Annotated in this window: 20 protein-coding genes; 13 read left to right on the plus strand and 7 right to left on the minus strand. The window is 57.1% G+C overall.

Annotated features, from left to right (window positions below; all coding sequences use genetic code 11):
* The first annotated feature begins 108 nt into the window (after window positions 1-108).
* The gene (cobA, locus tag B9Z33_RS12490) at window positions 109-915 is read left to right on the plus strand and encodes a uroporphyrinogen-III C-methyltransferase (RefSeq protein WP_108287867.1); all 807 of its coding nucleotides are present in this window, start codon (window positions 109-111) and stop codon (window positions 913-915) included.
* Window positions 916-1104: 189 nt separating this feature from the next.
* Window positions 1105-2337 (plus strand): NAD(P)/FAD-dependent oxidoreductase, encoded by a 1233-nt coding sequence (locus B9Z33_RS12495; RefSeq protein WP_108287357.1) that lies wholly within the window; start codon window positions 1105-1107, stop codon window positions 2335-2337.
* Between the two features lie 2 nt (window positions 2338-2339).
* Here the strand turns inward: B9Z33_RS12495 and B9Z33_RS12500 are convergent, their stop codons facing one another.
* Entirely contained in the window at window positions 2340-3671 is a 1332-nt protein-coding gene (locus B9Z33_RS12500; RefSeq protein WP_158270214.1) for a mechanosensitive ion channel family protein, read from the minus strand.
* 33 nt (window positions 3672-3704) lie between these two features.
* Entirely contained in the window at window positions 3705-5999 is a 2295-nt protein-coding gene (locus B9Z33_RS12505; RefSeq protein WP_108287359.1) for a patatin-like phospholipase family protein, read from the minus strand.
* Window positions 6000-6267: 268 nt separating this feature from the next.
* On the opposite strand from B9Z33_RS12505, the gene rpsU reads away from it, so the two are divergent.
* Window positions 6268-6480 carry a 30S ribosomal protein S21 gene (gene rpsU / locus B9Z33_RS12510; RefSeq protein ID WP_108287360.1) on the plus strand — a complete coding sequence of 71 codons (213 nt, stop codon included), beginning with the start codon at window positions 6268-6270 and terminating at the stop codon, window positions 6478-6480.
* Between the two features lie 107 nt (window positions 6481-6587).
* The gene (locus B9Z33_RS12515) at window positions 6588-7034 is read left to right on the plus strand and encodes a GatB/YqeY domain-containing protein (RefSeq protein ID WP_108287361.1); all 447 of its coding nucleotides are present in this window, start codon (window positions 6588-6590) and stop codon (window positions 7032-7034) included.
* Between the two features lie 23 nt (window positions 7035-7057).
* Here B9Z33_RS12515 and B9Z33_RS12520 read toward each other — a convergent pair whose 3' ends face one another.
* The gene (locus B9Z33_RS12520) at window positions 7058-7948 is read right to left on the minus strand and encodes a DMT family transporter (protein ID WP_108287362.1); all 891 of its coding nucleotides are present in this window, start codon (window positions 7946-7948) and stop codon (window positions 7058-7060) included.
* Window positions 7949-7961: 13 nt separating this feature from the next.
* Window positions 7962-9479, minus strand: a complete 1518-nt coding sequence (pmbA, locus tag B9Z33_RS12525; RefSeq protein ID WP_369916745.1) for a metalloprotease PmbA — start codon at window positions 9477-9479, stop codon at window positions 7962-7964.
* On the opposite strand from pmbA, the gene yjgA reads away from it, so the two are divergent.
* From yjgA to B9Z33_RS12570, 9 genes are all read left to right on the plus strand, one after another.
* Window positions 9478-10134 carry a ribosome biogenesis factor YjgA gene (gene yjgA / locus B9Z33_RS12530; RefSeq protein WP_108287364.1) on the plus strand — a complete coding sequence of 219 codons (657 nt, stop codon included), beginning with the start codon at window positions 9478-9480 and terminating at the stop codon, window positions 10132-10134. The genes pmbA and yjgA overlap by 2 nt on opposite strands.
* The gene (gene mog, locus B9Z33_RS12535; RefSeq protein WP_108287365.1) at window positions 10127-10723 is read left to right on the plus strand and encodes a molybdopterin adenylyltransferase; all 597 of its coding nucleotides are present in this window, start codon (window positions 10127-10129) and stop codon (window positions 10721-10723) included. The genes yjgA and mog overlap by 8 nt, the downstream gene beginning before the upstream one ends.
* Window positions 10724-10738: 15 nt before the next feature.
* Window positions 10739-11623, plus strand: a complete 885-nt coding sequence (locus B9Z33_RS12540; RefSeq protein WP_233252824.1) for an ion transporter — start codon at window positions 10739-10741, stop codon at window positions 11621-11623.
* A gap of 297 nt (window positions 11624-11920) precedes the next feature.
* Window positions 11921-14425: an RNA polymerase sigma factor RpoD gene (gene rpoD / locus B9Z33_RS12545; RefSeq protein WP_199220348.1), complete on the plus strand. Its 2505-nt coding sequence runs from the start codon at window positions 11921-11923 to the stop codon at window positions 14423-14425.
* Window positions 14426-14661: 236 nt separating this feature from the next.
* Window positions 14662-15345: a Crp/Fnr family transcriptional regulator gene (locus B9Z33_RS12550; RefSeq protein WP_108287366.1), complete on the plus strand. Its 684-nt coding sequence runs from the start codon at window positions 14662-14664 to the stop codon at window positions 15343-15345.
* A gap of 32 nt (window positions 15346-15377) precedes the next feature.
* Complete coding sequence (locus tag B9Z33_RS12555) at window positions 15378-16601, plus strand: HlyD family efflux transporter periplasmic adaptor subunit (protein WP_108287367.1); 1224 nt, start codon at window positions 15378-15380, stop codon at window positions 16599-16601.
* A gap of 7 nt (window positions 16602-16608) precedes the next feature.
* Window positions 16609-18543, plus strand: a complete 1935-nt coding sequence (locus tag B9Z33_RS12560; RefSeq protein WP_108287368.1) for a glycosyltransferase — start codon at window positions 16609-16611, stop codon at window positions 18541-18543.
* Entirely contained in the window at window positions 18536-19771 is a 1236-nt protein-coding gene (locus B9Z33_RS12565) for an ABC transporter substrate-binding protein (RefSeq protein ID WP_108287369.1), read from the plus strand. Before B9Z33_RS12560 ends, B9Z33_RS12565 begins: the two co-directional genes overlap by 8 nt.
* A 1-nt stretch (window position 19772) precedes the next feature.
* Window positions 19773-22412: a bifunctional diguanylate cyclase/phosphodiesterase gene (locus B9Z33_RS12570; RefSeq protein ID WP_108287370.1), complete on the plus strand. Its 2640-nt coding sequence runs from the start codon at window positions 19773-19775 to the stop codon at window positions 22410-22412.
* A gap of 5 nt (window positions 22413-22417) precedes the next feature.
* Here B9Z33_RS12570 and B9Z33_RS12575 read toward each other — a convergent pair whose 3' ends face one another.
* The 3 genes from B9Z33_RS12575 to paaZ form a co-directional block, all read right to left on the minus strand.
* The gene (locus tag B9Z33_RS12575) at window positions 22418-23056 is read right to left on the minus strand and encodes a dienelactone hydrolase family protein (protein ID WP_233252825.1); all 639 of its coding nucleotides are present in this window, start codon (window positions 23054-23056) and stop codon (window positions 22418-22420) included.
* A gap of 171 nt (window positions 23057-23227) precedes the next feature.
* On the minus strand, window positions 23228-23632 hold the full coding sequence (locus B9Z33_RS12580; RefSeq protein ID WP_108287372.1) for a YkgJ family cysteine cluster protein: 405 nt from the start codon (window positions 23630-23632) through the stop codon (window positions 23228-23230).
* 25 nt (window positions 23633-23657) lie between these two features.
* The gene (gene paaZ, locus B9Z33_RS12585; RefSeq protein ID WP_108287373.1) at window positions 23658-25703 is read right to left on the minus strand and encodes a phenylacetic acid degradation bifunctional protein PaaZ; all 2046 of its coding nucleotides are present in this window, start codon (window positions 25701-25703) and stop codon (window positions 23658-23660) included.
* Between the last annotated feature and the right edge of the window lie 98 nt (window positions 25704-25801).

Below are 25801 nucleotides of genomic sequence, written 5' to 3' on the forward strand. Positions count from 1 at the left end.
CCCCTGCTCGCGAATGGATGCGCTGACACGGCAAGCTTTCGGCCGCTGGGGCAGCCTCCCACAGAACACAAAAGCACTTCAAGCCCCATCCCCCGTGGGAGCGAGCCCCTGCTCGCGAATGACCGCACAGCAACAGCACTTCATCAAGGCCGCTGCACGCTGGTGGGCGCAGGCCCCGGCGACCCGGAGCTGCTCACGCTCAAAGCCGTGAAAGCCATTGCCAGCGCCACCGTGCTGCTGGTGGACGACTTGGTCAACGACGCGGTGCTCGAACACGCCTCGCCCAGCGCCCGCATCGTGAATGTGGGCAAGCGCGGCGGCTGCAAGAGCACGCCTCAGGCCTTCATCGACAAGCTGATGATCACCGCCGTGCAAGAAGGTGAGCATGTGGTGCGCCTCAAAGGCGGCGACCCCTTCATCTTTGGCCGGGGCGGCGAAGAAGTCGAACACCTGCGCGCAGCGGGCATTGACGTCGAGGTGGTCAACGGCATCACCTCGGGCCTGGCGGGCATGAGCAGCCTGGGCGCACCGCTCACCCACCGCGAACATGCACATGGCGTGGTGTTTGTGACCGGCCACGCCAAGCCCGGCGACACCGGCACCGACTGGGCGCAACTGGCCACCACCGCCCACCAGTCCAAGCTGACGTTGGTAATTTACATGGGCGTGAGCAGCCTGGATCACATCAGCCAAGGCTTGCTGCAAGGCCTGCCAACCCACACTCCCGTGGCCGTGGTGCAGCACGTCAGCTTGCCTGCACAGCGCCAAGCGTTGACCACGTTGGGTGAACTGGTGAGCACGGTGCAGCGCAAAGGCCTGCAAAGCCCCAGCATCATTGTGGTGGGCGATGTGGTGCAGGGGGCACGGGCTTGGCAACAGGCTAAGCCATACACAGAGGCTCAGCGAACCGCTTGACCTGATGCCGCCCTGTGGGAGCGAGCCCCTGCTCGCGGATGGTGGTTGAAGCATTTTCCCTTGATCCATTAGACATTCGGTCGCAGGGGCGACCTCCCACACAAGACAAGTACCCCACACAAGACGATCTCCGCCCCAAACGGCATCGGCAACGGGCATTCTCAACCCCGCCGCTTACACTCCTGACCCATGAATACATGGGATGCTGTGATCGTGGGTGCCGGGGCTGCCGGTTTGTTTTGCGCCGGTCAGGCAGGCCAGCGCGGCCTCAAGGTGCTGGTCATCGACCACAGCGACAAGATGGCGGAAAAAATCCGCATCTCGGGTGGCGGACGTTGCAACTTCACCAACCGTTTGCTCGACGCATCGGCACCGCAAAAGCACTTCATCAGCCAGAACCCGCACTTTTGCCGCTCGGCCCTGTCGCGCTACACCCCGCAGGACTTCATCGATCTGGTGCAAAAGCACGGCATCGCTTTCCATGAAAAGCACAAAGGTCAGCTGTTTTGCGACCACTCGGCCGAAGACATCATCCGCATGCTGCTGGCCGAGTGCGAAGCCGGGGGCGTGACGCTATGGAGCGCTTGCGCAGTGAAGTCTGTGCGGCACCACACACAAGACGCTCAAACCACGCACTACGTGCTGGAAACCGACAAAGGCCCGGTGCAAACCACCTCGCTGGTGGTGGCCACGGGCGGCTTGTCCATCCCCAAGATCGGCGCCACGGGCTGGGGCTACGAGGTGGCCACCCAGTTTGGCCTGCGCCTGGTCGAGCGCCGCCCGGGCCTGGTTCCTTTGACGTTTGACGGCGATGCCTGGGCACCTTATGCCCAACTGGCGGGCCTGGCTTTGCCAGTGGGCATTGAGACGGGTGAGAAAAAAACCCGCATGCACTTTGACGAAGACCTGCTGTTCACCCACCGCGGGCTGTCAGGCCCCGGCGTGCTGCAAATCTCGAGCTACTGGCAAGAAGGCACACCCATCCGACTGAATCTGGCACCCGACGTCAAGCTGCCCGAACGTTTGCAAGACGCCAAGCTGCGCTCCAAAAAATTACTGGGCAACGAATTGGCCACCTTGGTACCCAGCCGCTTGGCCGAAGCCTGGGTCAGCCAGGACCCGGCCTTGCAACGCACCTCAGCCGAAGTGCCCGACAAAGCCTTGAACAAATTGGCCGAAGCGCTGTCGAACTGGACTCTTACGCCCACGGGCAGCGAAGGCTACAAAAAAGCAGAAGTGACCTTGGGCGGCGTCGACACCCGCGACCTGTCTTCGCAAACCATGGAGTCCAAACAGCCCGGCTTGTATTTCATTGGCGAAGTGGTGGACGTGACCGGCTGGCTGGGGGGTTACAACTTCCAGTGGGCGTGGGCCAGCGCCCATGCCTGTGCGCAGGCTTTGCCTGCACACATCAAGACCTGAATTCAGGCCATCGCTGACACGGGTTTTGTGATGGGCTGCTTGAAGGCTTCAGCGCTCTCTGAGGCCAGCGGCAGGCCTTCGGCGCGAAAGCGCATGCAAATGTCGAACATCAATTCCGAGACCAGGCGTTTTTGACCGTTCTGCAGATCGTTGATCCAAAAACTGGTCTCCAGCGTCACCTCACTGGCTGCAACAGAGGCGATCAGCACATCTCCTGGCGGCTCTGGCAAGACGCGAGCAGACGTCTGGAGTGATTGAAAAATCAACTCCCGAGCCCGGGGGTAGTCGGCCACATCGGCAATTTTCAAAACGAAGGACACCCGAAAATCGTCGTTGCTCAGGGTGTGGTTTTGCAACACGCCCTTGATCACACTGCTGTTGGGGATCAAGCTTTCAGTGCCCACGGCGTCACGCACTACCACGGCGCGGCTACTCATCTGCACCACCCGCCCGGTGATCTTGTCGATGGTCACGTAATCGCCCACCTTGAGCGCACGCTCAAGCAGCACGTACAAGCCACTCACGAAATTGACAACAAACTCCTGCAAGCCAAAACCCAAGCCAATGCCCATGGCCCCGGCAAATGCTGCCAGTGTGGTCAGATCCACGCCTGAGCTGACCAGCACCCCCACCAGAGTGAACACAAAGAGACCCACACTGAAGAGGCGCGTCAGAATCAAGGCGTCATTGCCCTGTATCGTGCTCTGTCGTGCATAGCGCTTGAGCAAGCGGTCCACCAAGTCGGCAATTTGCCCTGCCACCGTGAGCGCCACCACGCCCATGAGCACGCCGGTGACGATGTTGGCACCCTTGAACACCTGCTCGCCAATGGAAAATTCAATGGCCTGTATCAGGGTGGTGATGGGTTGAAACAATCCAAAAAATGTCAGTACAACCACCGCGACAGCCGACCACTCAATCAGGTGCAAAAAAATTCGCAGGACCTCATGTGGGTGAAGAACATGACGGAAAAACCAACCCACCGTGCGAATGACCAGCACCCACAAAGTCAGTGAAAGCACCTTCCACAACACCATCAATTCATATGCAGTCAGGCCACGAAGCCAGCCCACACCAAAAAAACCCGACAGAGTCAGCACCGCCACCACAGCAGGGCCCATGACTTGAACAGCATGATGGACATAGCCCGACCAGCGGCCTGTCACAGTGAAACGCCCCATTGCCACATGGCGTGCGGCATAACCTGCTGCAATACTCAGCACGCACAAAATGCACTGCAAGGCAAAACTTCCCAAGGGCAAGCTCTGGTAAGCGTGATAGGCCATGGATTGGTAAAACCCGTCACCGCTCATCACCACCTGATCTATCTTCATGAAGTTCATGTCCATACGCAACGATCCAATCAGTCAATAAGTGAAGCGTCTGCCCAACTGCACAAACACGTTGTAGACATTGCCTGAGCCCCGTGCTGCACCCAGATAGATGTCACCGATCTTGCTGTCGACCGCAACGAAGGCTGTCGCGCTGTAACGAGTTCGCATCGCCTCGCCCTGAAGCCAGGCATCACCCGCTTCCAAGACGGCTCCCACGTAGGTTTTTTGCTTAAGCAAGCCTCCTTCGGTCAACCGATACATGTAAGTGCCCTGCGCATGGGCCAGCTGGTTGCCTGCCAGCTGCCCCATTCGATAGGCCCCCATGAGCTGAAAGCCTCCCAAAAACAGGAGCGTAGGAGACTGACACTTTTGGCAATCCTGGATCAGCCTCTCTTGGGCCAAATTCAAACCAAGATTAAAAAAATGCGGTCCAAAGCCGTAAGCCACTTTGGCACTCAAACGCCCTGTTGCATAAGAGTTACCTGAAATTCCTTGCTCAACACTGGCGTTCAAGTAATAACCCCGAGTGGGAAAACTCAACGAATCCAGTTGGTCGACTTGCAATTGGGTCTTCAGCCCGTTGTAACTGAAGTCACTGACTGACGCACCAGAAGAAGCCAGTATTTCGTTGTAGGTGTCCATGGTTCGGCGTATACGACCAGAAGTCAGACCCACTTTGATATTCGCTTTTCTCTCCCAGTCATAGACCAGCTGCGCATCCCAAGTCTGAAGCGTTTGGTTGAAGTAAGTGAGTTTTTGGGTGCTCAAATCGTCACGATCAATTGCAGTGCCGTAAATAGGCAACTGGTTACGGTCCCAAGCGACTCCAGTTTCCACACTCCAGCGGCTGGACAAGCGCTGGTACAAACGAGCTGCAAATTCAGACTGAGTCCCCACTCGGGCATCCAGAGAAAACTCAAGACCTGACGGGGTCAACCAAGGGCGTCGGTAGCCTAATCCCATCGTAAATTGCGTCACACCGTTGGCCTCTGCGGAAAAGCCCAAAGTGGTTTTCATGAAGTGTGGGCTGTAAGGTTTTTCCCGAACCTGAACGATCAACTTGTACTGATCACCTTGCTGCTGCTCCAAAGCGTAACTGACCAGGTCAAAGTAACCACTGGTATACAGCTCATCTATGAAGCGCTCAGTTTCGCGCACAGAAAACTCTTGCTCCAGCAGCGGTGACAACACCGAGCGAATGTAAGTCTCCGGCACATCTTTTTGACCTTTGGCTTCAATCAGCACAATGCGCTTTTCTCGCTGATCAAATGACAGTTGGTTGGCCTGTGGTTTGGCTGTGGTTTGCGCAAAATGCGATTTCAAGCCAGCCCAACGCTCGCTGACATTGGACAGCGCAGCCTGGCCGCGTTGCACGATCTCGGCAGAACGGTTGAAATCAGCAAACCCCACATCTTGCAAGGACGGTTTGACCAGCACATCCTGCGGCCGCAGCAAGTCCAGATTTCTCTTTTCATTCTGACGGATCATGATGTCGATCATCCGGTTGGCTACCTCCAGCGCATGGTTAGCCTGCTCGTTGTTGCGGTCATCCGCGCCCCCCGCCAGAAACGACGCAACGATCACGTCTGCGCCTTCCTGCAAAGCAACCTCAACAGGCAAGTTGGCCACCAGACCACCATCCACATAAGTCTCACCCTCGATCTCCACAGGTGCAAACACGGCCGGGGCGGCCATGCTGGCCCGGATGGCCAAATGCAAAGCCCCGTGGTCAAAAACCTTCATCTCTCCATCGCGATAACGGGTCGCCACAGCGCGAAACGGAATCTTCAAATCATTGAAATTGACCTGTGGCGGTACATGTGCGGTCAGGTCCTGCAGCAATGCAAGAAAGCGTTGGCCATCACTGACGCCTCGGGCAAAGTTGAGCCCGCCGTTCTTGATCCCGAACTCCAGCTCAACCGGGTATTTCTGCTGATACGCACGGGTACTCGACGGCAGCTCCAGACGATTGAGCTGATCAAGCGCAACTTTCGCGGGGTCCAGCCCACCAATCACGCGTTCAATTTCATTCGTTGATAAACCACTGGCGTATAAACCGCCGATGACAGCCCCCATGCTGGTCCCCACAATGCGTGCAATCGGAATGTGGTCGTTTTCCAATTGACGCAGAACAGCCAAATGTGCAAAACCTTTGGCCCCGCCCCCGGCAAGAACAACGACAACCGATGGTGTGGCGGAGCGCACAGAAGGTGGCGCGGCAAACGCCACTTGCCCCCAACACCAAGGGGCGATCAAACTCAAAACAAGCGCTGCAAAGCGTTGGGCACGGCTCATCCGACGATCTAAATGGTCAAAAAATGTTTTCATTTGTGTTGCATTTTAGATACTCAGACTTTTTTGCAAGACTGAGGGCACGAGGACGGCCTGCAGGACCGTTTCAACATTTGCCCAAAGATGTGCTTTTGGGCACACAAAGTCGGCAAGTCACCGTTTTGCAGGCGCTATAATCTCAGGCTTTGCTGGCAAACCCCCGTCTGCCAAATACTAGTTCGTGACGGGGAACCGCCGAAACTGGGTTTCAAGGGCCCGATCTCCCTTGTTGCTACAGCCGGCACATTTTTGGAAAATTGATTCAATGACCACCATCCGCGTGAAAGAAAACGAGCCGTTTGACGTTGCCCTGCGTCGCTTCAAGCGCACCATCGAAAAACTCGGCCTGCTGACAGACCTGCGTGCCCGCGAGTTCTACGAGAAGCCCACCACAGAGCGCAAGCGCAAAAAAGCGGCTGCTGTGAAGCGTCATTACAAACGCGTTCGCAGCATGCAATTGCCCAAGAAGATGTATTGATCTTCTTTTGCATGGCCTGAAAAGGTCTGCAAACAAGCCCGCTGGAGGACGCTCAGGCGGGCTTTGTCGTTTATGCCTCCCCACTTTCGAACATCCAGGAGCCTCTCATGAGCCTGAAAGAACAGATCACCGAAGACATGAAGAACGCCATGCGGGCCAAAGACGCTGAGCGTCTTGGCACCATCCGCTTGCTGTTGTCGGCCATGAAGCAAAAAGAAGTCGACGAGCGCATTGAGCTGGACGACGTGGCCGTGGTGGCCATCGTGGACAAGCTCATCAAGCAACGCAAAGACTCGATCGCCGCTTTTGAACAAGCCGCCCGCCAAGACCTGGCCGACAAGGAAAAAGCCGAAATGGCGGTGTTGCTGGCGTACCTGCCCGAGCGCATGTCGGCCGAAGAAGTCACAGCGGCCGTTCAGGCCATCGTGACCGAACTGGGCGCCAAAGGCCCCGGCGACATGGGCAAAGTGATGGGCGCTGTGAAAGCCAAACTGGCCGGTAAAGCCGACATGGGCCAAGTGTCTGCCGCGGTCAAAGCCGCTTTGGCAGGCTGACAGCTTGCTGCCTTATCCAGCGATCAGGCAGCCAGGATCATGGCGGAGCCCAGCACCGCCATGACCGCACCGCCCCAAGCCCCCCAAGCGGGGCTGCGGCGGTAAACCACCCACAGCAGCGGCAGCAGCAAGATGGGGGTGAGTGACGAAAAAATCCCCACAAGATTGGCCTGCCCGGTTTTCAGCGCCTGCAAGATCAAGGTCATGCCCAAAGCCATCGCCACAGCGGCACTGGCCCAGGTGTTCAACAGGGTTTTGACAACCAACGGGTTTTGCACCCGCGCCACCTGCGCACCCGCCCAAAGCAACACAAGATGCGCCAGAAAGCTGGCCGAGGTGCGCACCGCAGACGCCGCCACAGCATCCACCCCTGAAGTCATCAAGGGCTTGATCATCAAGGTCGCCACCGACTGACACAGGGCAGCCAACAGGCCCAGCAAGACACCGACCATCAAAGTGCCCTGCGTTTTCTCCCACGCGTGGGTTTCGCTCTCGCGGCGGCCCCAGACGATGGCCACCATCACGCCCGAGACCAGCAAACTGCCGCCCAGCAAGGTCCAGCCCCACAGGGTTTCGCCCAAAAAAAGCCAGGCCAAAAAGGTGGAAAAAATGGCATGCGTGGCAAACAGCACCCCACTGCGGCGCGGCCCCAAGCGGTTCATGCAAGCAAACAGTGCCGTGTCGCCGATAAAAATGCCGATGAAGCCCGACAAGGCCAGCAACGCGACGTTGGCAGCATCCAGGCTGCGCCATTGCCCGGTGAACAGCGCCAGCGCCCAGAGCAGGGTCAGCGCAAAAAACAAGCGCCAGCGGGTGAATGCGAATGCGCCCATCTGACTGGCCGCTGCGGCAGAAAACAAACTGCCCACCGCCCATGACAAGGCGGCCAGCGCCGCCAGGAGTTCAGCCTGCACAGCGCTGCGGGCCTCAGCTGCCCGCCAGCTTCATGCGGTTGACCAGAATGGAGCCCGTGGTTTTGGCCCCCATGTTGTAGGTGTCTGCGCCCACGGCCTCGATGCCCATCAGCATGTCTTTGAGGTTGCCCGCGATGGTGATCTCGTGCACCGGGTAGGCGATCTCACCGTTTTCGACCCAGAAACCGCTGGCCCCGCGTGAATAGTCACCGGTCACATAGTTCACGCCCTGCCCCATCAGCTCGATCACAAACAGGCCTGTGCCCAATTTTTTGAGCATTTCGTCCAGGTTGTCGCCCGCTTGCGTCAGGCGCGAGGTCAGCGTCAGGTTGTGCGAGCCGCCGGCATTGCCGGTGGTCTTCATGCCCAGTTTGCGGGCCGAATAGCTGGACAGGAAATAGCCCTCCACACGCCCGCCCTTGACCACCTTGCGGCGTACCGAGCGCACACCTTCGTCGTCAAAAGGTGAGCTGCCCTTGCCGCGCAGCAAGAAGGGGTCTTCTTCGATGTCGATGTGCTTGGGGAACACTTTTTTACCCAGCGAGTCGAGCAAAAAGCTGCTCTTGCGGTAGAGCGCGCCACCACTCACGGCCTGCACAAAACCACCCAACAGGCCTGCAGCCACGGGCGACTCAAACAACACAGGGCACTCGGTGGTCGCGATCTTGCGCGCACCCAGGCGCGACAAGGCACGCTCTGCGGCATAACGGCCCACGGCTTCGGGCGAAGCCAGTTCATTGGCCGATCGCATCGAGGTGTACCAGGCATCGCGTTGCATTTCGGCGTTGCGACCGGGCAGTTTGGCAATCGGTGCCACCGAGATGCTGTGGCGCGAGCTGGCATAGCCGCCCCGAAAGCCGTGCGTGTGGGCACTGAAAAAGTGGCTTTGCTGGGCCGACACCGCCGCGCCGTCGCTGTTGGTGATGCGGCGGCTGGTTTTCAGGGCCGCAGCTTCGCATTCCAGCGCCAATTTGGCCGCCTCTTCGCTGTTGATGGACCAGGGGTGGAACAAATCCAGATCGCGGTGGTTCGTTTCGATGTCGGCCTCGTCGGGCAAACCGGCTGTGGGGTCTTCGGCCGTGAAACGGGCGATGTCATAAGCGGCCTGCACGGTGCGCTCAATCGCCGCTTTTGAAAAGTCTGAAGTGCTGGCATTGCCCCGACGGTGGTCCACATAGACCGTCACGCCCAGGGATTTGTCGCGGTTGCGTTCCACATTTTCCAACTCGCCTTTGCGCACGCTGACCGACAAGCCGCAGCCCTCGGAGGCTTCGGCACCGGCGTTGGTCGCGCCCAGCTTTTTCGCGTGATGCAGGGCGATGTCCACCAAGCCTTCAAAATGGTCACGCGAATAACTGAAGCCGTCATGCGGCTGTGACGCAATAGCGGTCGATGCGGAGGCTTTTTTGGCGGTGGGTGTTTTCACGGGAATGGTCTCAAAGCAGATGGCGAACGCGCAGCTCGCAGTGGCCGCTATGATACTTGCCACCCAGCCTCTGCGCTGTCCTTGAGAACGAGTTCCCCCAGTCATGTCCCGTAAACCCAAAAAAGGCTATTTCGTCCGCGGTCAATTTGTTGCCGAAGGCAGCGAACTCGACCTGGAGTACAAGCGCGAGCTCAAAGGCGGCCTGGACGGCCCCAGCCGCACCGAACTCAAGCGCGAAAGCACCGAACTGCAAGAACTCGGCACCGCCTTGCTGACCCTGCGCAAAGACCTCATGGAAGGCTTGAACCTGCCCGACAAACTGGTCGATGGCCTGGCCGAAGCCAAACGCATCACCAACTTTGAAGGCAAGCGCCGCCAGATGCAATTCATCGGCAAGCAAATGCGTTTGCTCAGCCCCGAAACCCTGCAAGCCGTGCGCGAAGCCCTGGACATTCAGCGCCTGGGCAGCGCCAAAGACACCCAGGCCCTGCACCTGGCCGAAGCCTGGCGCGACCGCCTGATCGCTGACGATGCCGCTGTGGGCGAATGGATTGCACATTACCCGCAAACCGACATTCAGCAGCTGCGTGCCCTGGTGCGCCAGGCCCGCAAAGATGCCGTGCCGGTGACCAACACGGCGGTGTCGCAAGGCTTGGCCCCGCGCCAAAGCCGAGCCTACCGTGAGATGTTCAAACTGGTCCGCAGCATCCTGACGGACGGTGCCAGCGATGAGTCCCCTGAAAGCGAAGACGATGAGTGAAAGCCTGCATGACCCCGTCAAAATCGGCATCGTGTCGATCAGCGACCGCGCCAGCACAGGGGTTTACGAAGACAAGGGCCTGCCAGCCTTGCAAGAATGGCTCACCCGCGCCCTGCTCAACCCCATCACGTTTGAGCCGCGCCTGATCCCCGACGAAAAGGACCGCATCAGCGCCACCCTGATCGAACTGGTCGATGCCGGTTGCAGCCTGGTGCTGACCACCGGGGGCACAGGCCCCGCCCTGCGCGATGTGACCCCCGAGGCGACGCTGGCTGTGGCCGACAAAGAGATGCCTGGATTTGGCGAACAAATGCGCCAGATCAGCCTGAAATTTGTGCCCACTGCCATCTTGTCGCGCCAGGTGGCCGTGATCCGGGGCCAAAGCCTGATCATCAACCTGCCGGGACAGCCCAAATCGATTGCGGAAACACTCGAAGGCCTGAAGGATGCCGACGGCAAACCGGTGGTGCACGGCATTTTTGCGGCCGTGCCCTATTGCGTGGACCTGATCGGCGGCCCCTACATGGAAACACGCGACGAGGTCTGCAAGGCCTTCCGCCCCAAAACCGCGATCCGACCTGCACGCTGAGTCAAGGCCTGTCCGGTGAAGAAGTCCAAAGCGAACGTGCCCACACCTGTCCACCAACCAGCGCTGTCAGGCTGGCGTTTGCGCTGGTACACCGTCATTTTTGAAGCCGACACGGCCGCTGGCCGAAGCTTTGATCTGATGCTGATTGCGCTGATCCTGTGCAGCATCGGCGTGGTCATGGCCGACAGCGTGACCCACATCCATGTCCAATACAGTTTCGCTTTTGCATCGGCCGAGTGGCTGTTCACCGTCTTGTTCACGCTGGAATATCTGGCACGGCTGGCCTGCAGTCCCAAGCCATGGCGTTATGCCACCAGTTTTTTTGGTGTGGTCGATCTGGTCTCGGTGTTGCCCACCTATCTGGCGCTGTTCTTTCCGGAGTTGTATGCCCTGATCGATGTGCGGGTGCTGCGGCTTTTGCGGGTGTTTCGCGTGCTCAAACTGGCCGCTTACGTCAGCGAATACCAGTCACTGGCCAACGCCTTGGTGGCCAGCCGTCGCAAGATATTGGTGTTTTTGTCGGCTGTGCTCATGCTGGTGGTGGTCATGGGCACCATCATGTATGTGGTCGAAGGCCCTGCCAACGGCTTCACCAGCATCCCCACCTCGGTTTACTGGGCCATCACCACCATGACCACCGTGGGCTTTGGCGACATCACCCCTAAAACCGATCTGGGTCGGCTGATTTCCTCGGCCATGATGCTGCTCGGCTGGGGCACATTGGCGGTGCCGACCGGCATTGTGACGGCTGAAATGACCAGCCACAAGCTGGGCCACAGAGGCCAGCCCACCACACGAACTTGTCACCAATGCCTGAGCGAAGGCCACTTGGTCAACGCGCAATATTGCTTCCAATGCGGGGCCCCCTTGCCCGACTACCTGCACGAAGAACAGGACTGACAGCCGCTCCACTAGAAGCCTTTTGGCAGGGGGCCGCCTTTATCTTTGGGTATAATCCATTTTTCGGCAAGAGCGACAGCAGCACCTCCGGCTAGACCACCGCCATCAGCGCGACGCCCCCATGCGGGCCGGTCACCGTTCCGCAAGGACTGCATTCCAAATGTTCGCCCACCATCTTGCCATTGCAAATTTGACGCCCATATAGGGTGTTGATTTGTGTCCTACAAGCCCGCGCCGGGATGTATTTGGCGCTGACTGTGTCCGTTTCCTTGTCTGTTTTGATGTTCTGAGGTGTTCATGCCTGCTCAAAAGTCGAAGAAGCCTGCCCAGGCCCCTGCCAAATCCAAAATCGTTGCCAAAACCGCCGCTGCCAAAAAAGCCCCCGCGCCCGTCGCCAAGGCCAAAGCAGCAAGCAAAGTGACTGCCAAAGCACCCGCCAAAAAGCCCGCCCCCGTGGTGAGCAAGGCCAAAGTGCCAACCCCTGTGGCTGCCAAACCGGCAACCAAGGCAGTTTCCAGCACGGTCAAAGCAACGGCCACCCGGGCGACTCCTGTCCTGCCTGTGAAGAAAGCCGCCTCCGTGCCCGCCAAGAAATCTGAAGTGATCGTTAAAAAACCCGCCGCCAAAGCCAAAGAGGCCGTGGCTGAAGTGGAAGTGAAGAAAACCGCCAAAGCTGCCGCACCGGCGGCAGACAAAAAGCCTGCGGCGAAAAAAGCCGTGACCGGGGCCAAGCGCGGCCCCAAGAAAAAAGGCAGCATCGCCGAGCCCAGCATGGACGATGATCTGGACATCGAAGCCGACCTCGAAGGCGAGCCGGTCGTCGAAGCGGGCTCCGAGACCGCTGAAAAGGTCAAGCCCCTGCGCATGAAGATCAGCAAGGCCAAAGAACGCGCCTTGATGAAGGAATTTGGCCTGGACGAAACCGTCCTGACCGAAGCCGAAATGAAGCAGCGCCGCGACCGCCTGAAAGCCCTGATCAAGCTGGGCAAGACCCGTGGCTACCTGACGAATGGCGAAATCAGCGACCACTTGCCCGACAAGCTGGTCGATGCCGAAACCCTTGAAGTGGTGATCGCCACCCTGAACGACCTGGGTGTGGCTGTGTACGAGCAAACGCCTGACGCCGAGAGCCTGATCATCACGGACAACGCGCCCACCGGCTCGACCGAAGAAGAAGCCGAAGAAGCCGCCGAAGCCGCCCTGTCTACCGTGGACAGCGAATTCGGCCGCACCACCGACCCCGTGCGCATGTACATGCGCGAGATGGGCACCGTGGAACTGCTGACCCGCGAAGGCGAGATCGAGATTGCCAAGCGCATCGAAGGCGGCTTGATGGACATGATGGCTGCGATCAGCGCATCGCCCGCCACCATCGCCGAAATTCTGCGCATGGCCAACGAAATCCGTGAAGGCAAAGTCGTCATCTCCACCGTGGTGGATGGTTTCGCCAACCTGAACGAAGCCGACGACTACGTGGCCGAAGAAGACTTCGATGAATTCGACGAAGCCGACGACGACGATGGCAAAGGCGGCTCCAAAGCCCTGACCAAGAAGCTCGAAGAGCTGAAAAATCAGGCCCTGGAACGCTTTGACCGCATCACCGAATACTTCGAAAAAGTGCACAAGGTGTACGACAAGGAAGGCTGGGGCACGCCGGCCTACGTCAAGGTTCAAACCGCCTTGTCCGAAGAGCTGATGACCATCCGCTTCACCGCCAAGACCATCGAAAAGCTGTGCGACATGGTGCGCGGCCAGGTGGACGATGTGCGCAAGAAAGAGCGCGAACTGCGCCGCATCATCGTGGACAAATGTGGTTACCCGCAAGAGCAGTTTATTGCCGACTTCAGCGGTCGTGACAAAAACGGCAAGCGCGTGGAGTCGCAGTTGCTCAACCTCAAGTGGATTGAGAAACAAGCTGCGGCAGGCAAGAGCTGGAGCGCCGTCATGGGTCGCAACATCCCGCCTGTGCAAGACCTGCAGCAAAAACTGATGGACCTGCAATCGCAAGTGGTGGTGCCACTCGACGAGCTGAAAGACATCAACAAGCGCATGAACGCCGGTGAGCGCTCGTCACGCGATGCCAAGAAAGAGATGATCGAGGCCAACTTGCGCCTGGTGATCTCGATCGCCAAAAAGTACACCAACCGCGGTCTGCAATTCCTCGACTTGATCCAGGAAGGCAACATCGGCCTGATGAAGGCGGTAGACAAGTTCGAATACCGCCGTGGCTACAAGTTCTCGACCTACGCCACCTGGTGGATTCGTCAGGCGATCACCCGCTCGATCGCGGACCAGGCCCGCACGATCCGTATCCCGGTGCACATGATCGAAACGATCAACAAGATGAACCGCATCTCGCGTCAGCACTTGCAGGAATTCGGCTTCGAGCCCGATGCCTCCATCCTGGCCGAGAAGATGGAAATCCCGGAAGACAAGATCCGCAAGATCATGAAGATCGCCAAAGAGCCGATCTCCATGGAAACGCCGATCGGTGACGACGACGACAGCCACCTGGGTGACTTCATCGAAGACAGCACGCACACTGCGCCCATCGATGCGGCCCTGCAAGCCGGTCTGCGCGACGTGGTCAAGGACATCCTGGACAGCCTGACGCCCCGCGAAGCCAAAGTGCTGCGCATGCGTTTCGGCATCGAGATGTCCACTGACCACACGCTGGAAGAAGTGGGCAAGCAGTTCGACGTGACCCGCGAACGCATCCGCCAGATCGAAGCCAAGGCGCTGCGCAAGCTCAAGCACCCCAGCCGCAGCGACAAGCTGCGCAGCTTCATCGACACGATGTAAATCCCTCAGCCTCCACAAGCTGCAAAGCCTCCCGACTGCAAAGTCGGGAGGCTGTTTTCATTCTGACAACCCAATGATTGTCAACATCAACAGACAAATGAGCATGACATTTCTTAATTAAAAAAATCATCAAATGCCCCCGGTGGCGAACATCACGTCCATAATGTTCGATAACGAACACAAAAAATAGTGATGAAAAATTACAGTAAACATCAGTTGTAACAAAGGACGCAAAAATGCTAAGTCCATCAAATAACCTGATGATAGAAAAGTTAAGTCACGAAAAGTACGAAAAACTGGCTTCGTACTTTCAGCTTATTTGCCTTGAGGCCGGGCAATTGATTTTCAGGCCTCATGAAACGATCCAATTCGTGTTTTTCCCGGTGAGTGCCATCATCGCCATGCAAATAGACATCTCGGATGGTTCGTCGGCCGATATCGTGCTGATCGGCAAAGAAGGCATGGTCGGCAGTGGGGTGATGGGTGGTAACCAGAATTTCAGCAGAGCTCATGTGAAATTTTCAGGTTTTGCCTACAAATTGCCGCTGGAAGTTTTTCAGTCCGAGTTGGCACAGGACCGTGAATTCCTCAAAATCTGGATGGCAAGCACGCGTCAGATGATTTTGCAAATTGCCATGCCGACCGTGTGCAGCAGCAAGCACAGCAATGAGCAGCAAATCATTCGCTGGATCATGAACACCCTGGACAAGACCCAAGGCAATGTCTTGCAAATCACACACCAGGAAATTGCCGACATTCTGGGCATACGCCGTGAATCGGTCACTTTAGCCGCTGGAAAACTGAGTCACGAAGGATTGATAGAAGTCTCACGAGGTCAATTGAGCGTCTTGAACAGACACATGCTAGAGGCAAGGGCATGCGAGTGCTACCGGGTCATGAATCCGGCCAAAAAGCATTGACAAGCAAGAACCCAACACTTCACACCATCGGCATGTACACCTCATTCAAAAATTCCAAACGTGCCATCGGCTTGGGCATCGCCCTCGTCATTGCCGTAGTGCTCGTGCCCGCGTTGGCCAGCTTTCAAAGCATCAACGCCATCGTGAATACCCACTATGTGGTGGTCAAGTCGCCTATCGAAGGCACCTTGGACGGATTTTCAAAAATGCCCGGTCAGCCCATCGAACAAGGGGAGGAATTGGTCCGGATCAACAATACCCGCTTCAAGGAAAGTGCTGTCAACGAGCTGGCGGTGGAACAAAAAACTCTGGCCGAAAGAAGCCTGGGCTTGCAGCTGCACCTTAAAAATCTGCAGCAACTGCAAAAGGATTTGCAAAACCGGGTCTCTGTCCACCGCACGCACGAGTTTCTCCGACTGGAGGAACAACTGGCCCAGGCCAAATCCGAGAAAAAAGCCCAGGAAAGCCTGATCCGCGAACAACAATTGCTGGCGCAGCGCAATGCACTGCTTTTGAAAGAGAACTTCATCTCTGCAGCCCAAAACGAAGCCGCGCAATACGCGCTCGAAGTCACACAAAGCCGGCTCGACATTTTCCAGGCGCGAATTCGGCTTCTTGAAACCGAAAAACAAGCAGTCACGCAATTTGTCTACTTGGGTGAAGGACGAAACGACGTTCCGTATACACAGCAACGGCTCGATGACGTTCGCCTGCAAATCACCGACGTTGCTGCACGCCTGGGCGAAAATGAGCAACGCAGTTCAGATGTTCAATGGCAGATCAGCAAGGAGCGGGACAACATGGCCATGTCCCGCGAGGTGCGCATGCATGTCCCCAGCCAAGGGGTCTTGTGGCGCAAATTTGGCAGCAATGGCACCGAGGTCGTGATCGGCACGGACCTGGCCCATTTGATCAACTGCGACAACCTGTTCCTCGATGTGGCCGTGCCGGAATCATCGCTTGAGTCCTTTCAAATCGGTAAACCGGTGCAGTACCGCCTGATTGGCAGTACCCCATGGCTCACGGGTCAAATCCATGCCGTCACAGGCAGTGGCAACAACTTGCAGGACACGACATTGGTCGCTCAACTGCAACGGGAAAAGAAAGACGCCCGGATTTTCGTCAAAATCAATGCGGCGGACCTCGTCAAACCCCAAGAGAATTTGTGCTTTGCAGGCCGCAAAGTGGACGTCAAAGTGCCCCGTGAATGGCGTCCCTCGGTGTGGCTGAGCCGACTCAGCTCTTTCCTCATGTGACACCCACATGGATTACATCCCCCTGTTGCTGGTCGCCGCATTCTTCCTGCTGGTTTGGGACACGCCACGCCACGAAATCAAAACTCGGCAAATGGTGTGCCTCATCCCCGCGCTCCTGTGCCTGCAGTACCTGTCCTGGCGTTTGTTCAGCACCGTCTGGCCCGACAACGAAGACAGCGCTTGGGCTCAGACCTGGATTTGGGGCGTTTGGGGCATTGAAGTTTTGGCCTTCATCGAGGTGGCGGTTTTCTTGCTGATCATGAGCCGCACCAACACGCGAAGCGAAGAAGCCGACCAACACCAGATGCCCAGCCCTTTGCCTGAGGTGGACATTTTCATTCCCACTTACAACGAGCCCTTGGACGTTCTGGAAAAAACCATTGTGGCCGCCGCCGCCGTGGACTACCCGAACAAAACCGTCTGGGTGCTGGACGATGGCAAGCGCGATTGGTTACGGACGTTTTGCGAAGACACGGGTGTGCGCTACCTGACCCGAGCCGACAACGCGCACGCCAAGGCCGGGAACATGAACCACGCATTGGCGCATGCCAAGGGCCAGTTCATTGCCGTGTTCGACGCGGACTTTGTGCCCTCCAAGAACTTCATCCGGCGCACCTTGGGCTTTTTCAGCGACACGACCATTGGCATCGTGCAAACGCCCCAACACTTCTACAACAAGGACCCGATTCAAACCAACCTGGGCTTGATGCAAATCTACCCTGACGAGCAGCGCTTGTTTTTTGACCAAATGGCGGCTTCACGCGACGCGTGGCAAGCCGCCTTTTGCTGCGGCTCTTGCAGCATCATGCGTCGCCAAGCAGTCGATGCCGTTGGCGGCATTCCCACGCAAAGCATCACAGAGGATCTGCTGACCACCTTGGTCATGTTGCGCAAGGGGTACCAAACGATTTACCTCAACGAACGCTTGAGCATGGGTTTGGCAGCCGAATCGATCGAAGGCTTCTTCGTCCAGCGTGAGCGCTGGTGCCGCGGGGCCATTCAGTCCCTGTTCCTCAAAGCAGGCCCTCTCGGTCCGGGGCTGAGTGTCATCCAAAGGATCCTGTTTTTCCCCACCAGCTGGCTCACGCAATACGCCGTCCGCCTGATGCTGATCGCCATTCCTCTGGCGTATTTGCTTTTGGGCTGGCTGCCTTTTCACTTCACAGACGCGGCAGACATGGTGTTTTACCAGCTGCCTGTTTTCCTGTCGTTTTTTCTGGCCATGCGCTGGCTGGTCGGTGGCCATTTTTCGCCGCTGGTCTCCGGGCCCGCGGGTGTGTTCGCCAGTTTCAGGTTGGGACCAACGGTGGTGGCATCACTGATCAAACCTTTTGGCAAACCCTTCAAAGTCACACCCAAGGGCTCGGACGCAGTTCATGGTCGCCAGGTGGATTTTTTCAGTCTGGGCATGATTTTGGTGTGCATGGCATTGACCTTGTTCGGCTTGCTGCTGAATGTCGTGCCCGAACTGGCGGTGGTGCCCCACGACGAATTTTTCCCGATTGCCCTGTTTTGGTCGCTGTTGAACATCGTCACCTTGGGTCTGGCAGCCTTGCTTTGCTTTGAAGGCCCGCGGGTGAGAAAGGAAGAGCGCTTCTTGCTGGCTGAATCGGCAACGGCCCACGATGGCGAATTCGACATCACCGTTGACATCGTCGATGCCAGCGTCGATGGCTGCAAATTGGCCCTGCCGCCATCCAGCCATCACATTTTTAAAAAGGGAACGACCAGCTTGACCGTGCCAGGCGTTGGCCGCGTGATGCTCCATCCCGTGCGGCAAAACCACGGCCATCTGGCGGCCACGTTTGAATACAGCGGCAAGGCACAGCGCCACGCCATGATCTGCAAACTTTTTTCTGGGTGCTACACCACAGCGCCCCCAGCGAGCAGCTCTACCCGAGAGTTAATTTCATCTTTATGGAAGAAAACGTTTCATGGCTAAACATGCTTTGACATCATGGGGCGCTTGCCCTGGCAGCTTTCAACCCGCGATCAACACCCTCGCAGGCATCCTCTTTGCCTGTACCCCTCAGGCATTCGCACAACCCCCTGCCAACCCACAACTCGAACCCGTGTGGATCGGCTTCGATGATGCTTATGGTTTAAAAACCAACACCTCAGCCACCGCCACAGAATGGGGCATCAGGGCTGCCATGGAAGAAGTCAACACCAAGGGCGGCGTTCTGAATGGACGCCCCTTGAAACTGCTGACCACCGACAACAAGGGGGTTTCTGCCAGAGGGAAAGACAATTTTGTCCAACTGGCCGGCACAAAAGACCTGGTTGCCGTTTTAAGTGGCAAATACAGCCCCATCAGTGTGGAGATGCTGCCTGAGGCGCACCGACTGAATATGCCGTTGATCAGCGTCTGGGGTTCAGCGGACCCCATCACCGAGCACGATTACAAACCCTCTTACTCATTTCGCGTTTCACTCAAAGACGACTGGGGTGTCGAAGCGATGATGAAACGACTGTCTACAAAATACAGGGTTAAGCAAGCTTGTGCCATCTTGCCCAATACGTCCTGGGGCCGCTCCGCTGAGAAGGTGATACAGGCGAAATCTGGGGCACAGACAACCCAATTTACGGTGGTACGTTGGTACAACTGGGGAGACACTTCTTTAAAAGACCACTACAGGGCTTGCGTGGACGCGCGCACACAAGGTTTGTTGTTTGTGGGCAACGAGAAAGAAGGCGCCATTTTGGTCAAGGAAATCGCAGCTCAGGCCCAGCCCATGCGCATGCCTGTGGTGGCGCATTGGGGTGCGGTGGGCGGCACCTTACACGAGTTGGCAAATGAAGAACTCGCGATGGTTCGGATGGATTTCATCCAGACCTTCACGTTCATCAACAACAAGCGACCTCGCGCCGTTTATCTCGCCGAGTGGATCTTGAAAAACAATGGCCTGAAAAGCACAAGCGACATTCCCAGTCCTGTCGGAGCCGCGCATGCTTATGACACGGTCCATCTTCTGGCCAAGGCTATCGAGCTCGCGCAGACCACATCGCCCCCCAAAATCAGGGATGCCTTGGAGAAATTACCGGCGTTCAACGGTGCCGTCAGGCACTACCCCAAGCCCTTCACGAATCAGCGGCATGACGCCCTGGACAAATCGCAAGTCCTTTTTGTCAAATTAACGCCTTCGGGGCAGTTGATTCCGCAAGACTGACATGGGCCGATTGAAATCGCTCAAAGCCCAGATCAGCCATGACGTTTTCAGGTTGTTCAGCACCTACATCCTTGGCGTCACATCCATCAGCGTGCTCTTGGCCATCTACGGGATTTTTTTCTACCAGCAAGAAGAATTCAAGCACTACAAGGCGCTGCTATCCACCCGACTGGACGCTGAACTCAGTGCTTCATTCAGACAAGCCAATGATTTGGCACATTCGCCCGAGGTCTGGACCGGTCTGACAGACTCGGAGGGACGGGGATCGTATCTCCTGCCTCTTTTAGAAAAAGCCAACCAGAATAAACATTACCAATTTGAACTGCTGGATTATCTCGGTCGATTTTTCATCCAAAGCGGCAACACTTCGGGCTTGCTTTTAGGTTTGCTTTCGAACATCGAGAAAACAATTGAAGACAGTCAGACCCACTTGGGACTGGCGACCATTGAACAATCCTATTTCCTGACAACCAGCGTGCCTGTCATGGCCAATTTCTCGGACAGCGCCATCGGCGTGGTTTTGCTCTACCTCGATCTGGACAAGATCATCGCCACACTGGATTTTCCTGATGATCTCAAAGTCAATTACAGCCTGACCCCGTTTGTCGAAACTGCGTCTGATCTTTACCAACACAACGAAACATTCAAATTTGCATGGACCGATGCCGGCAAGAACTACGCCATTCACATCCAACTTCAGCAAAGCTATTTATCGGCCTTTGTGTTCGTCATGTCTGGGCTGGCGGTTTCCTTGGTATCCGGTGTCTTGCTTTTTGTCGGTCTAAAGCGCTGGACAAGAGTTTTTTCCGAACGCACCACTCAGCGGCTCAACGACCTTGTGCAACTGGCCTCGGATACTGTTCAAGGGCGCGGCGATGAATCACGTATTGACAAAACCGGAGATGAAATTTCCAAGGTTTCAAACGCCTTGCAAAGCATGCTGCAAAAACAAAGACTCGCGACGCAAAAACAGGCTATCTTCTCCAGGGTGTTCGAGACCGCTGCCGAAGCCATTCTGATCACGAACAAGCAGGGTCTGGTGGTGGATGTCAATGCTGCATTGACAGACATGACCGGTTACACCCGAGATGAGCTGATCAACCAACCGGCTGGCCGACTCTACATTTACGACTCGACAGGCGTCGATTTGTCGATCATTGCCGAAACCGTGCGCAAACAAGGATCCTGGCGCGGTGAAACCTACTTTTTAAGCAAGCAGAAAACACAGCTGCCGGTTCTTCTGTCAGTGTCCACTTTGCTGGACGCCCAGGGCATGAGACAAGGCCATGTTTCTGTTTTTTCTGACATCAGGGCGATTCGTGAAGCCGAGAAAAAACTCAAGGATCTTCTCCACGAAGACCAATTGACAGGTCTGCCCAATTACAGAGGATTTCTAGAGTACATCAAGCAAAAAGTGGCAGACGCCCACTTTGCCATCTTGTTCATCGATTTGGATAACTTCAAAAACATCAACGACACATTTGGGCATGATCAAGGCGATGAGGTGATTCGGCAAATCGCACAACATCTCAAGGCCACATTACCCGCTGACAATTTTTTATGTCGACGCTCAGGGGATGAATTCATTGCCGTTCTGGATGTTCATGAACCGATCGCTGATTTCCAAAACAAGCTAAAGTTGGTATTCAAACCTGCTGTTTTCACCGTCAACCACATGGGCACTGTGCAAATCACTGCCACATTCAGCGCTGGTGCGGCCTTGTTTCCCGATCACTCAGAATCAATCAATGAGCTTCTCGTTTATGCCGATACAGCGCTGCTTAGCGCCAAAGACTCCGGGCGCAATCAGATCAAATGGCTCAATGCGCAGATGATGTCGGCCACTTCTCGAAAAACGAAAGTCGACAGCAAGCTGGCCATAGCCATTCGAGAAGGTCGAATCTTCCCGCATTACCAACCTGAAGTGGATCTTCGGACCGGAAAAATCATCGGTTTTGAAGCTCTGGCACGTTGGCAGGACGAAGAACTGGGCATGGTCAGCCCTGCTGAATTCATACCTCTGGCAGAGCAATCGGGGGCCATAGACCCACTGACACAGAGCTTGTTCAGCCAAGTGGTCAAAGACAGTCAAACGATCCGATCCCACTTCCCAAACGCGACGATCGCCTTGAATTCATCGCCTCAGTTGCTGTCTGGAAAGCGTCTGTTCACGATGCTTTCGCATCTGTCATCTGAACTTGAGAACGGATTGGAGGGCTTTGTTCTGGAAATCACCGAAACAGATTTCTCTCTCAGTCCGGAGGAGCTGGCCAGTCAACTTCAAGCGATCATGGGTTTAGGCGTTCGAATCGCCATTGATGATTTCGGCAAGTCCTATTCTTCGCTTTCCCGCCTTGCCAGCATGCCCCTTCAAAAATTGAAAATCGACATGTCTTTCATTGCGGGGATGAAGCGTGAAGAAAACACCAAGATCATCTCCGGCATTCTCGCATTGGCGCGATCTCTGGGGTTGGAAGTGACAGCAGAAGGCGTCGAAAACCGATACCAGAAAGATGTACTGGTCAGCCTGGGTTGTGAACAAGCACAGGGTTATTTTTATTCAAAGCCTTTGAATCTTAGGGAAGTGATCAAATTGCCAACCCATTTGGTTCCCGAGAAAGCTTGTGAAGCAGGCTTCTGAAACGTCTACGCGTGGAGGTACCGGTCAAAGAAAGAACAGCTTTTCAGTCTGGCCGCTTGCGACGCAGGCAGATCGTGCTGTCGGCTGCCAGCATGATCAAACCCATATGCCGCATCGTACCGCTCGATTTGAACCAGCGGACTTATGTGACCAGGGCGTGTCAGTTGGTGAGACTCAAACTGATCGCGCTGTACAGCCACAAATTCATCCATGGACTCTTGCGTCATCAACGTGCCTTTTGAGGGCAGATGAACCAGAACCGGACACATGGGCTGCCAACTGCGCACCTCCGGATGAGTCATCCCTCCACCATAAAACGAAGCAGCCGCAGAAACTTGCGGCAAGGTGCATGCTGCATGCCATGCGAGCAAGCCACCCCAGCAAAAACCCATGATGCCCACTCTGCCCTGAGGCATCTGGGCTTGTACCCAAGCCACCACGGTCTGAATATCCGCCATCGCGCGGCTTGAATCAACGGGCTGCAAAGGTTTCAACAATTGCTCGCCTGTGGAAGTCATCTGGTATTTGTACCCATGGTCCTGGCCTGCCCGGCCCCGTCCAAACAGCGAGGGCGCAACGACAAGATAGCCCCTGGCGGCATGCTCATTGACCAACCCCCTGATGCGCTGGCTCAGCCCGGGCATGGGGTTGTGGTGTGCGACCGAGTGAACTCGATTGACCGATCTTGCATCCATCTCATGCAAGAGGACCAAGGCACCTCGGGGTGGTCTTGATGGGTGTGCAACAAACGCCCGGAATCGGTGCTTGTCTGGAGATATGAACTCGGCGTATTGACCGGTGCGGGTTGTCATCGATCAACGCGACTGCGCCTTGTTTCCGTAAGGGCAATGGTTGGGGCGCGGCCCGACTTGCGGGTGCAAGCGACAGGTGTTGGGACGCTTGTCATAGACCGTGCAACGGCGCGTCTTGGCATCGAGAAACTGGCAGTCACCACTGGCGCGACGCGCCAGGCTGAAGATGCTGTTCTTGAAGTTGAAATGGTCGATATGGCCCGCTTTGGACAAGCGTTTGGCGATTTGCTTGGGGTCTTCGTTCTCGGCTTCAAACGGGTCCACCAGCCCCAAGCGCACCAGGTCGGCCATCTTGACCTCGACCGGCATGGTGCAGCAGTTGGCCGCACAGCTGTCGCACAACCCGGCCTTGTAACGGGTCCAGGTTTCGCAACGGTCAACATCTACAACGGCAATAGGAGATCTCATGCCGAAGATTATCCCCGGATGTGCCTCAGCCCTTTTTGGCGACCAGCGTCAGGATGTCGTAGCTGGCCACCACTTCGCCCAGCTGGTTGGTGACTTCCACGTCCCAAGCGACCACGCCCTGACCCACGCCATTGGCGTCTTTCTTGTTGCGGTCGATCTTGCGCTTGGCGGTCAGGCGCGCCCGGATGGTGTCGCCAATGCCCACGGGCTTGACGAAGCGCAGCGTGTCCAGACCATAGTTGGCCAGCACCGGGCCGGGCGCGGGCGACACGAACAAGCCAGCGGCGGCCGACAGCACAAAGTAGCCGTGTGCGATGCGCTTGCCGAATGGGGAGTCCTTGGCGGCGATCTCGTCGAAATGCATGTAGAAATAGTCACCCGACAGGCCACCAAAGGCAACGATGTCGGCCTCGCCCACGGTGCGGCGGTGGGTGAGCAAGCTCTCGCCAATTTGCAGCTCTTCAAAGTAGCGGCGGAAGGGGTGAACCTCGGTCTCGATCAACTTGGCCCCGCGCATGTACTCGCCGGTGACGGCGGCAATCATGGTGGGCGAGCCTTGCAGCGCAGTGCGTTGCATCAGGTGCTTGACAGCGCGGATGCCGCCCAGCTCTTCACCACCACCCGCGCGGCCAGGGCCGCCGTGTTTGAGCGGTGGCAGCGGCGAGCCGTGACCGGTGGATTCGACCGCCGATTCGCGGTCGAGGATGTGCAGACGGCCATGCAGCGCGGCGACCACGGGAATGACGCGGGCGGCGATTTGCGGGTCTTTGGTGACCAGCGTGCCCACCAGGCTGCCCTGCCCGCGTGCGGCCAGTTGCAGGGCTTCGTCGATGCCGTCGTAAGGCATGAGGGTGCTGACCGGGCCAAAGGCTTCCACATCGTGCACGCTGTCGGTTTGCAAGGGCTTTTGGCACAGCAGCAGAGTGGGTTGGAAGAAGGCACCGCCTTCGACGCCCTGCCCCACCGGATTGAAATCGGCACCGCCGCCGAACACCAACTCGGCGCTTTGGCGCAGCAAGGCCACGCGCTCGGCCACGTCGGCTAGCTGCGCATGCGAGGCCAATGCGCCCATCTTCACGCCCTCGACGGACGGATCACCCACCACCACTTTGGCCAGACGCGCTTTGAGTTTTTCGGCGACGGCGTCCAGGTACTGGCGTGGCACGATAGCGCGGCGGATCGCCGTGCACTTCTGGCCCGCCTTGACGGTCATCTCGCGCGCGACTTCTTTGACGAACAGGTCGAACTCTTCGTCATCGGGCGTCACATCGGGCGCGAGGATGGCGCAGTTGAGCGAATCGGCTTCGGCGTTGAAGGGGATGCTGTGCTTGACCACATTGGGGTGCACACGCAGCATGGCGGCAGTGTCGGCCGAGCCGGTAAACGTCACCACGTCCTGGCCGTTCAGGCGGTCGAGCAGGTCGCCGGTGGAGCCAATCACCAGCTGCAACGCGCCTGCAGGCAAGATGCCCGATTGCTCCACCAAGCGCACCATGGCCTCGGTCAGGTAGCTGGTGGACGAAGCGGGTTTTCCGATGCAGGGCATGCCCGCCAAAAAGCTGGGCGCGAATTTTTCGAGCAGGCCCCAGATGGGGAAGTTGAAGGCGTTGATGTGCACCGCGATGCCGCCGCGCGGCACCAGAATGTGCGTGCCTGCAAAGCCGCCCTTCTTGCCCAAGGGGAACGCCGGGCCTTCGTGGATCAGGTTGCCGCTGGGCAGCTCGTTGCTGCCCATGCCCGAATAGGCGAACAGCGTGCCTGCGCCGCCTTCGATGTCCACCCAGCTGTCGGCACGCGTGGCACCGGTGTGGGCCGAGATGGCATAGAGCTGCTCCTTGTGCTCACCCAAGTACTTGGCCAAGGCCTTGAGGCGCTGGGCGCGCTCCTGAAAGTCGAGCTTGAGCAGATTGGGCAAGCCCACGGTGCGGGCGTAATGCACCGCATCGCCAAAGTCGATGGCCTCGGCATGGGTTTGGGCCACGGTCTGGCCGTTGATGGCACTGCGCAGATTTTGTGCGCCTTGCTGGCCGATCCATTGGCCACCGATGAAACTTTGCAGGACTTGGGACATGAGCAGGAGCTTTCTGAAAAGAACAAAGCCCGGCGCAATGGAATTAACCAACCGGGCGGTCGGGAAATTCTAGTCGCTTTGGGTGCTTTCCAAAAGTC

This window comes from Limnohabitans sp. T6-20, from assembly GCF_003063505.1.
Classification (GTDB): domain Bacteria; phylum Pseudomonadota; class Gammaproteobacteria; order Burkholderiales; family Burkholderiaceae_C; genus Limnohabitans_A.

Coding starts and splice junctions, on each gene's coding strand:
- B9Z33_RS12495 (WP_108287357.1), top strand. CDS start 1,105: ATGAATACATGGGATGCTGTGATCGTGGGTGCCGGGGCTGCCGGTTTG.
- B9Z33_RS12500 (WP_158270214.1), bottom strand. CDS start 3,671: ATGAAGATAGATCAGGTGGTGATGAGCGGTGACGGGTTTTACCAATCC.
- B9Z33_RS12505 (WP_108287359.1), bottom strand. CDS start 5,999: ATGAAAACATTTTTTGACCATTTAGATCGTCGGATGAGCCGTGCCCAA.
- rpsU (WP_108287360.1), top strand. CDS start 6,268: ATGACCACCATCCGCGTGAAAGAAAACGAGCCGTTTGACGTTGCCCTG.
- B9Z33_RS12515 (WP_108287361.1), top strand. CDS start 6,588: ATGAGCCTGAAAGAACAGATCACCGAAGACATGAAGAACGCCATGCGG.
- yjgA (WP_108287364.1), top strand. CDS start 9,478: ATGTCCCGTAAACCCAAAAAAGGCTATTTCGTCCGCGGTCAATTTGTT.
- pmbA (WP_369916745.1), bottom strand. CDS start 9,479: ATGACTGGGGGAACTCGTTCTCAAGGACAGCGCAGAGGCTGGGTGGCA.
- mog (WP_108287365.1), top strand. CDS start 10,127: ATGAGTGAAAGCCTGCATGACCCCGTCAAAATCGGCATCGTGTCGATC.
- rpoD (WP_199220348.1), top strand. CDS start 11,921: ATGCCTGCTCAAAAGTCGAAGAAGCCTGCCCAGGCCCCTGCCAAATCC.
- B9Z33_RS12550 (WP_108287366.1), top strand. CDS start 14,662: ATGCTAAGTCCATCAAATAACCTGATGATAGAAAAGTTAAGTCACGAA.
- B9Z33_RS12555 (WP_108287367.1), top strand. CDS start 15,378: ATGTACACCTCATTCAAAAATTCCAAACGTGCCATCGGCTTGGGCATC.
- B9Z33_RS12560 (WP_108287368.1), top strand. CDS start 16,609: ATGGATTACATCCCCCTGTTGCTGGTCGCCGCATTCTTCCTGCTGGTT.
- B9Z33_RS12565 (WP_108287369.1), top strand. CDS start 18,536: ATGGCTAAACATGCTTTGACATCATGGGGCGCTTGCCCTGGCAGCTTT.
- B9Z33_RS12570 (WP_108287370.1), top strand. CDS start 19,773: ATGGGCCGATTGAAATCGCTCAAAGCCCAGATCAGCCATGACGTTTTC.
- B9Z33_RS12575 (WP_233252825.1), bottom strand. CDS start 23,056: ATGCCCGGGCTGAGCCAGCGCATCAGGGGGTTGGTCAATGAGCATGCC.
- B9Z33_RS12580 (WP_108287372.1), bottom strand. CDS start 23,632: ATGAGATCTCCTATTGCCGTTGTAGATGTTGACCGTTGCGAAACCTGG.
- paaZ (WP_108287373.1), bottom strand. CDS start 25,703: ATGTCCCAAGTCCTGCAAAGTTTCATCGGTGGCCAATGGATCGGCCAG.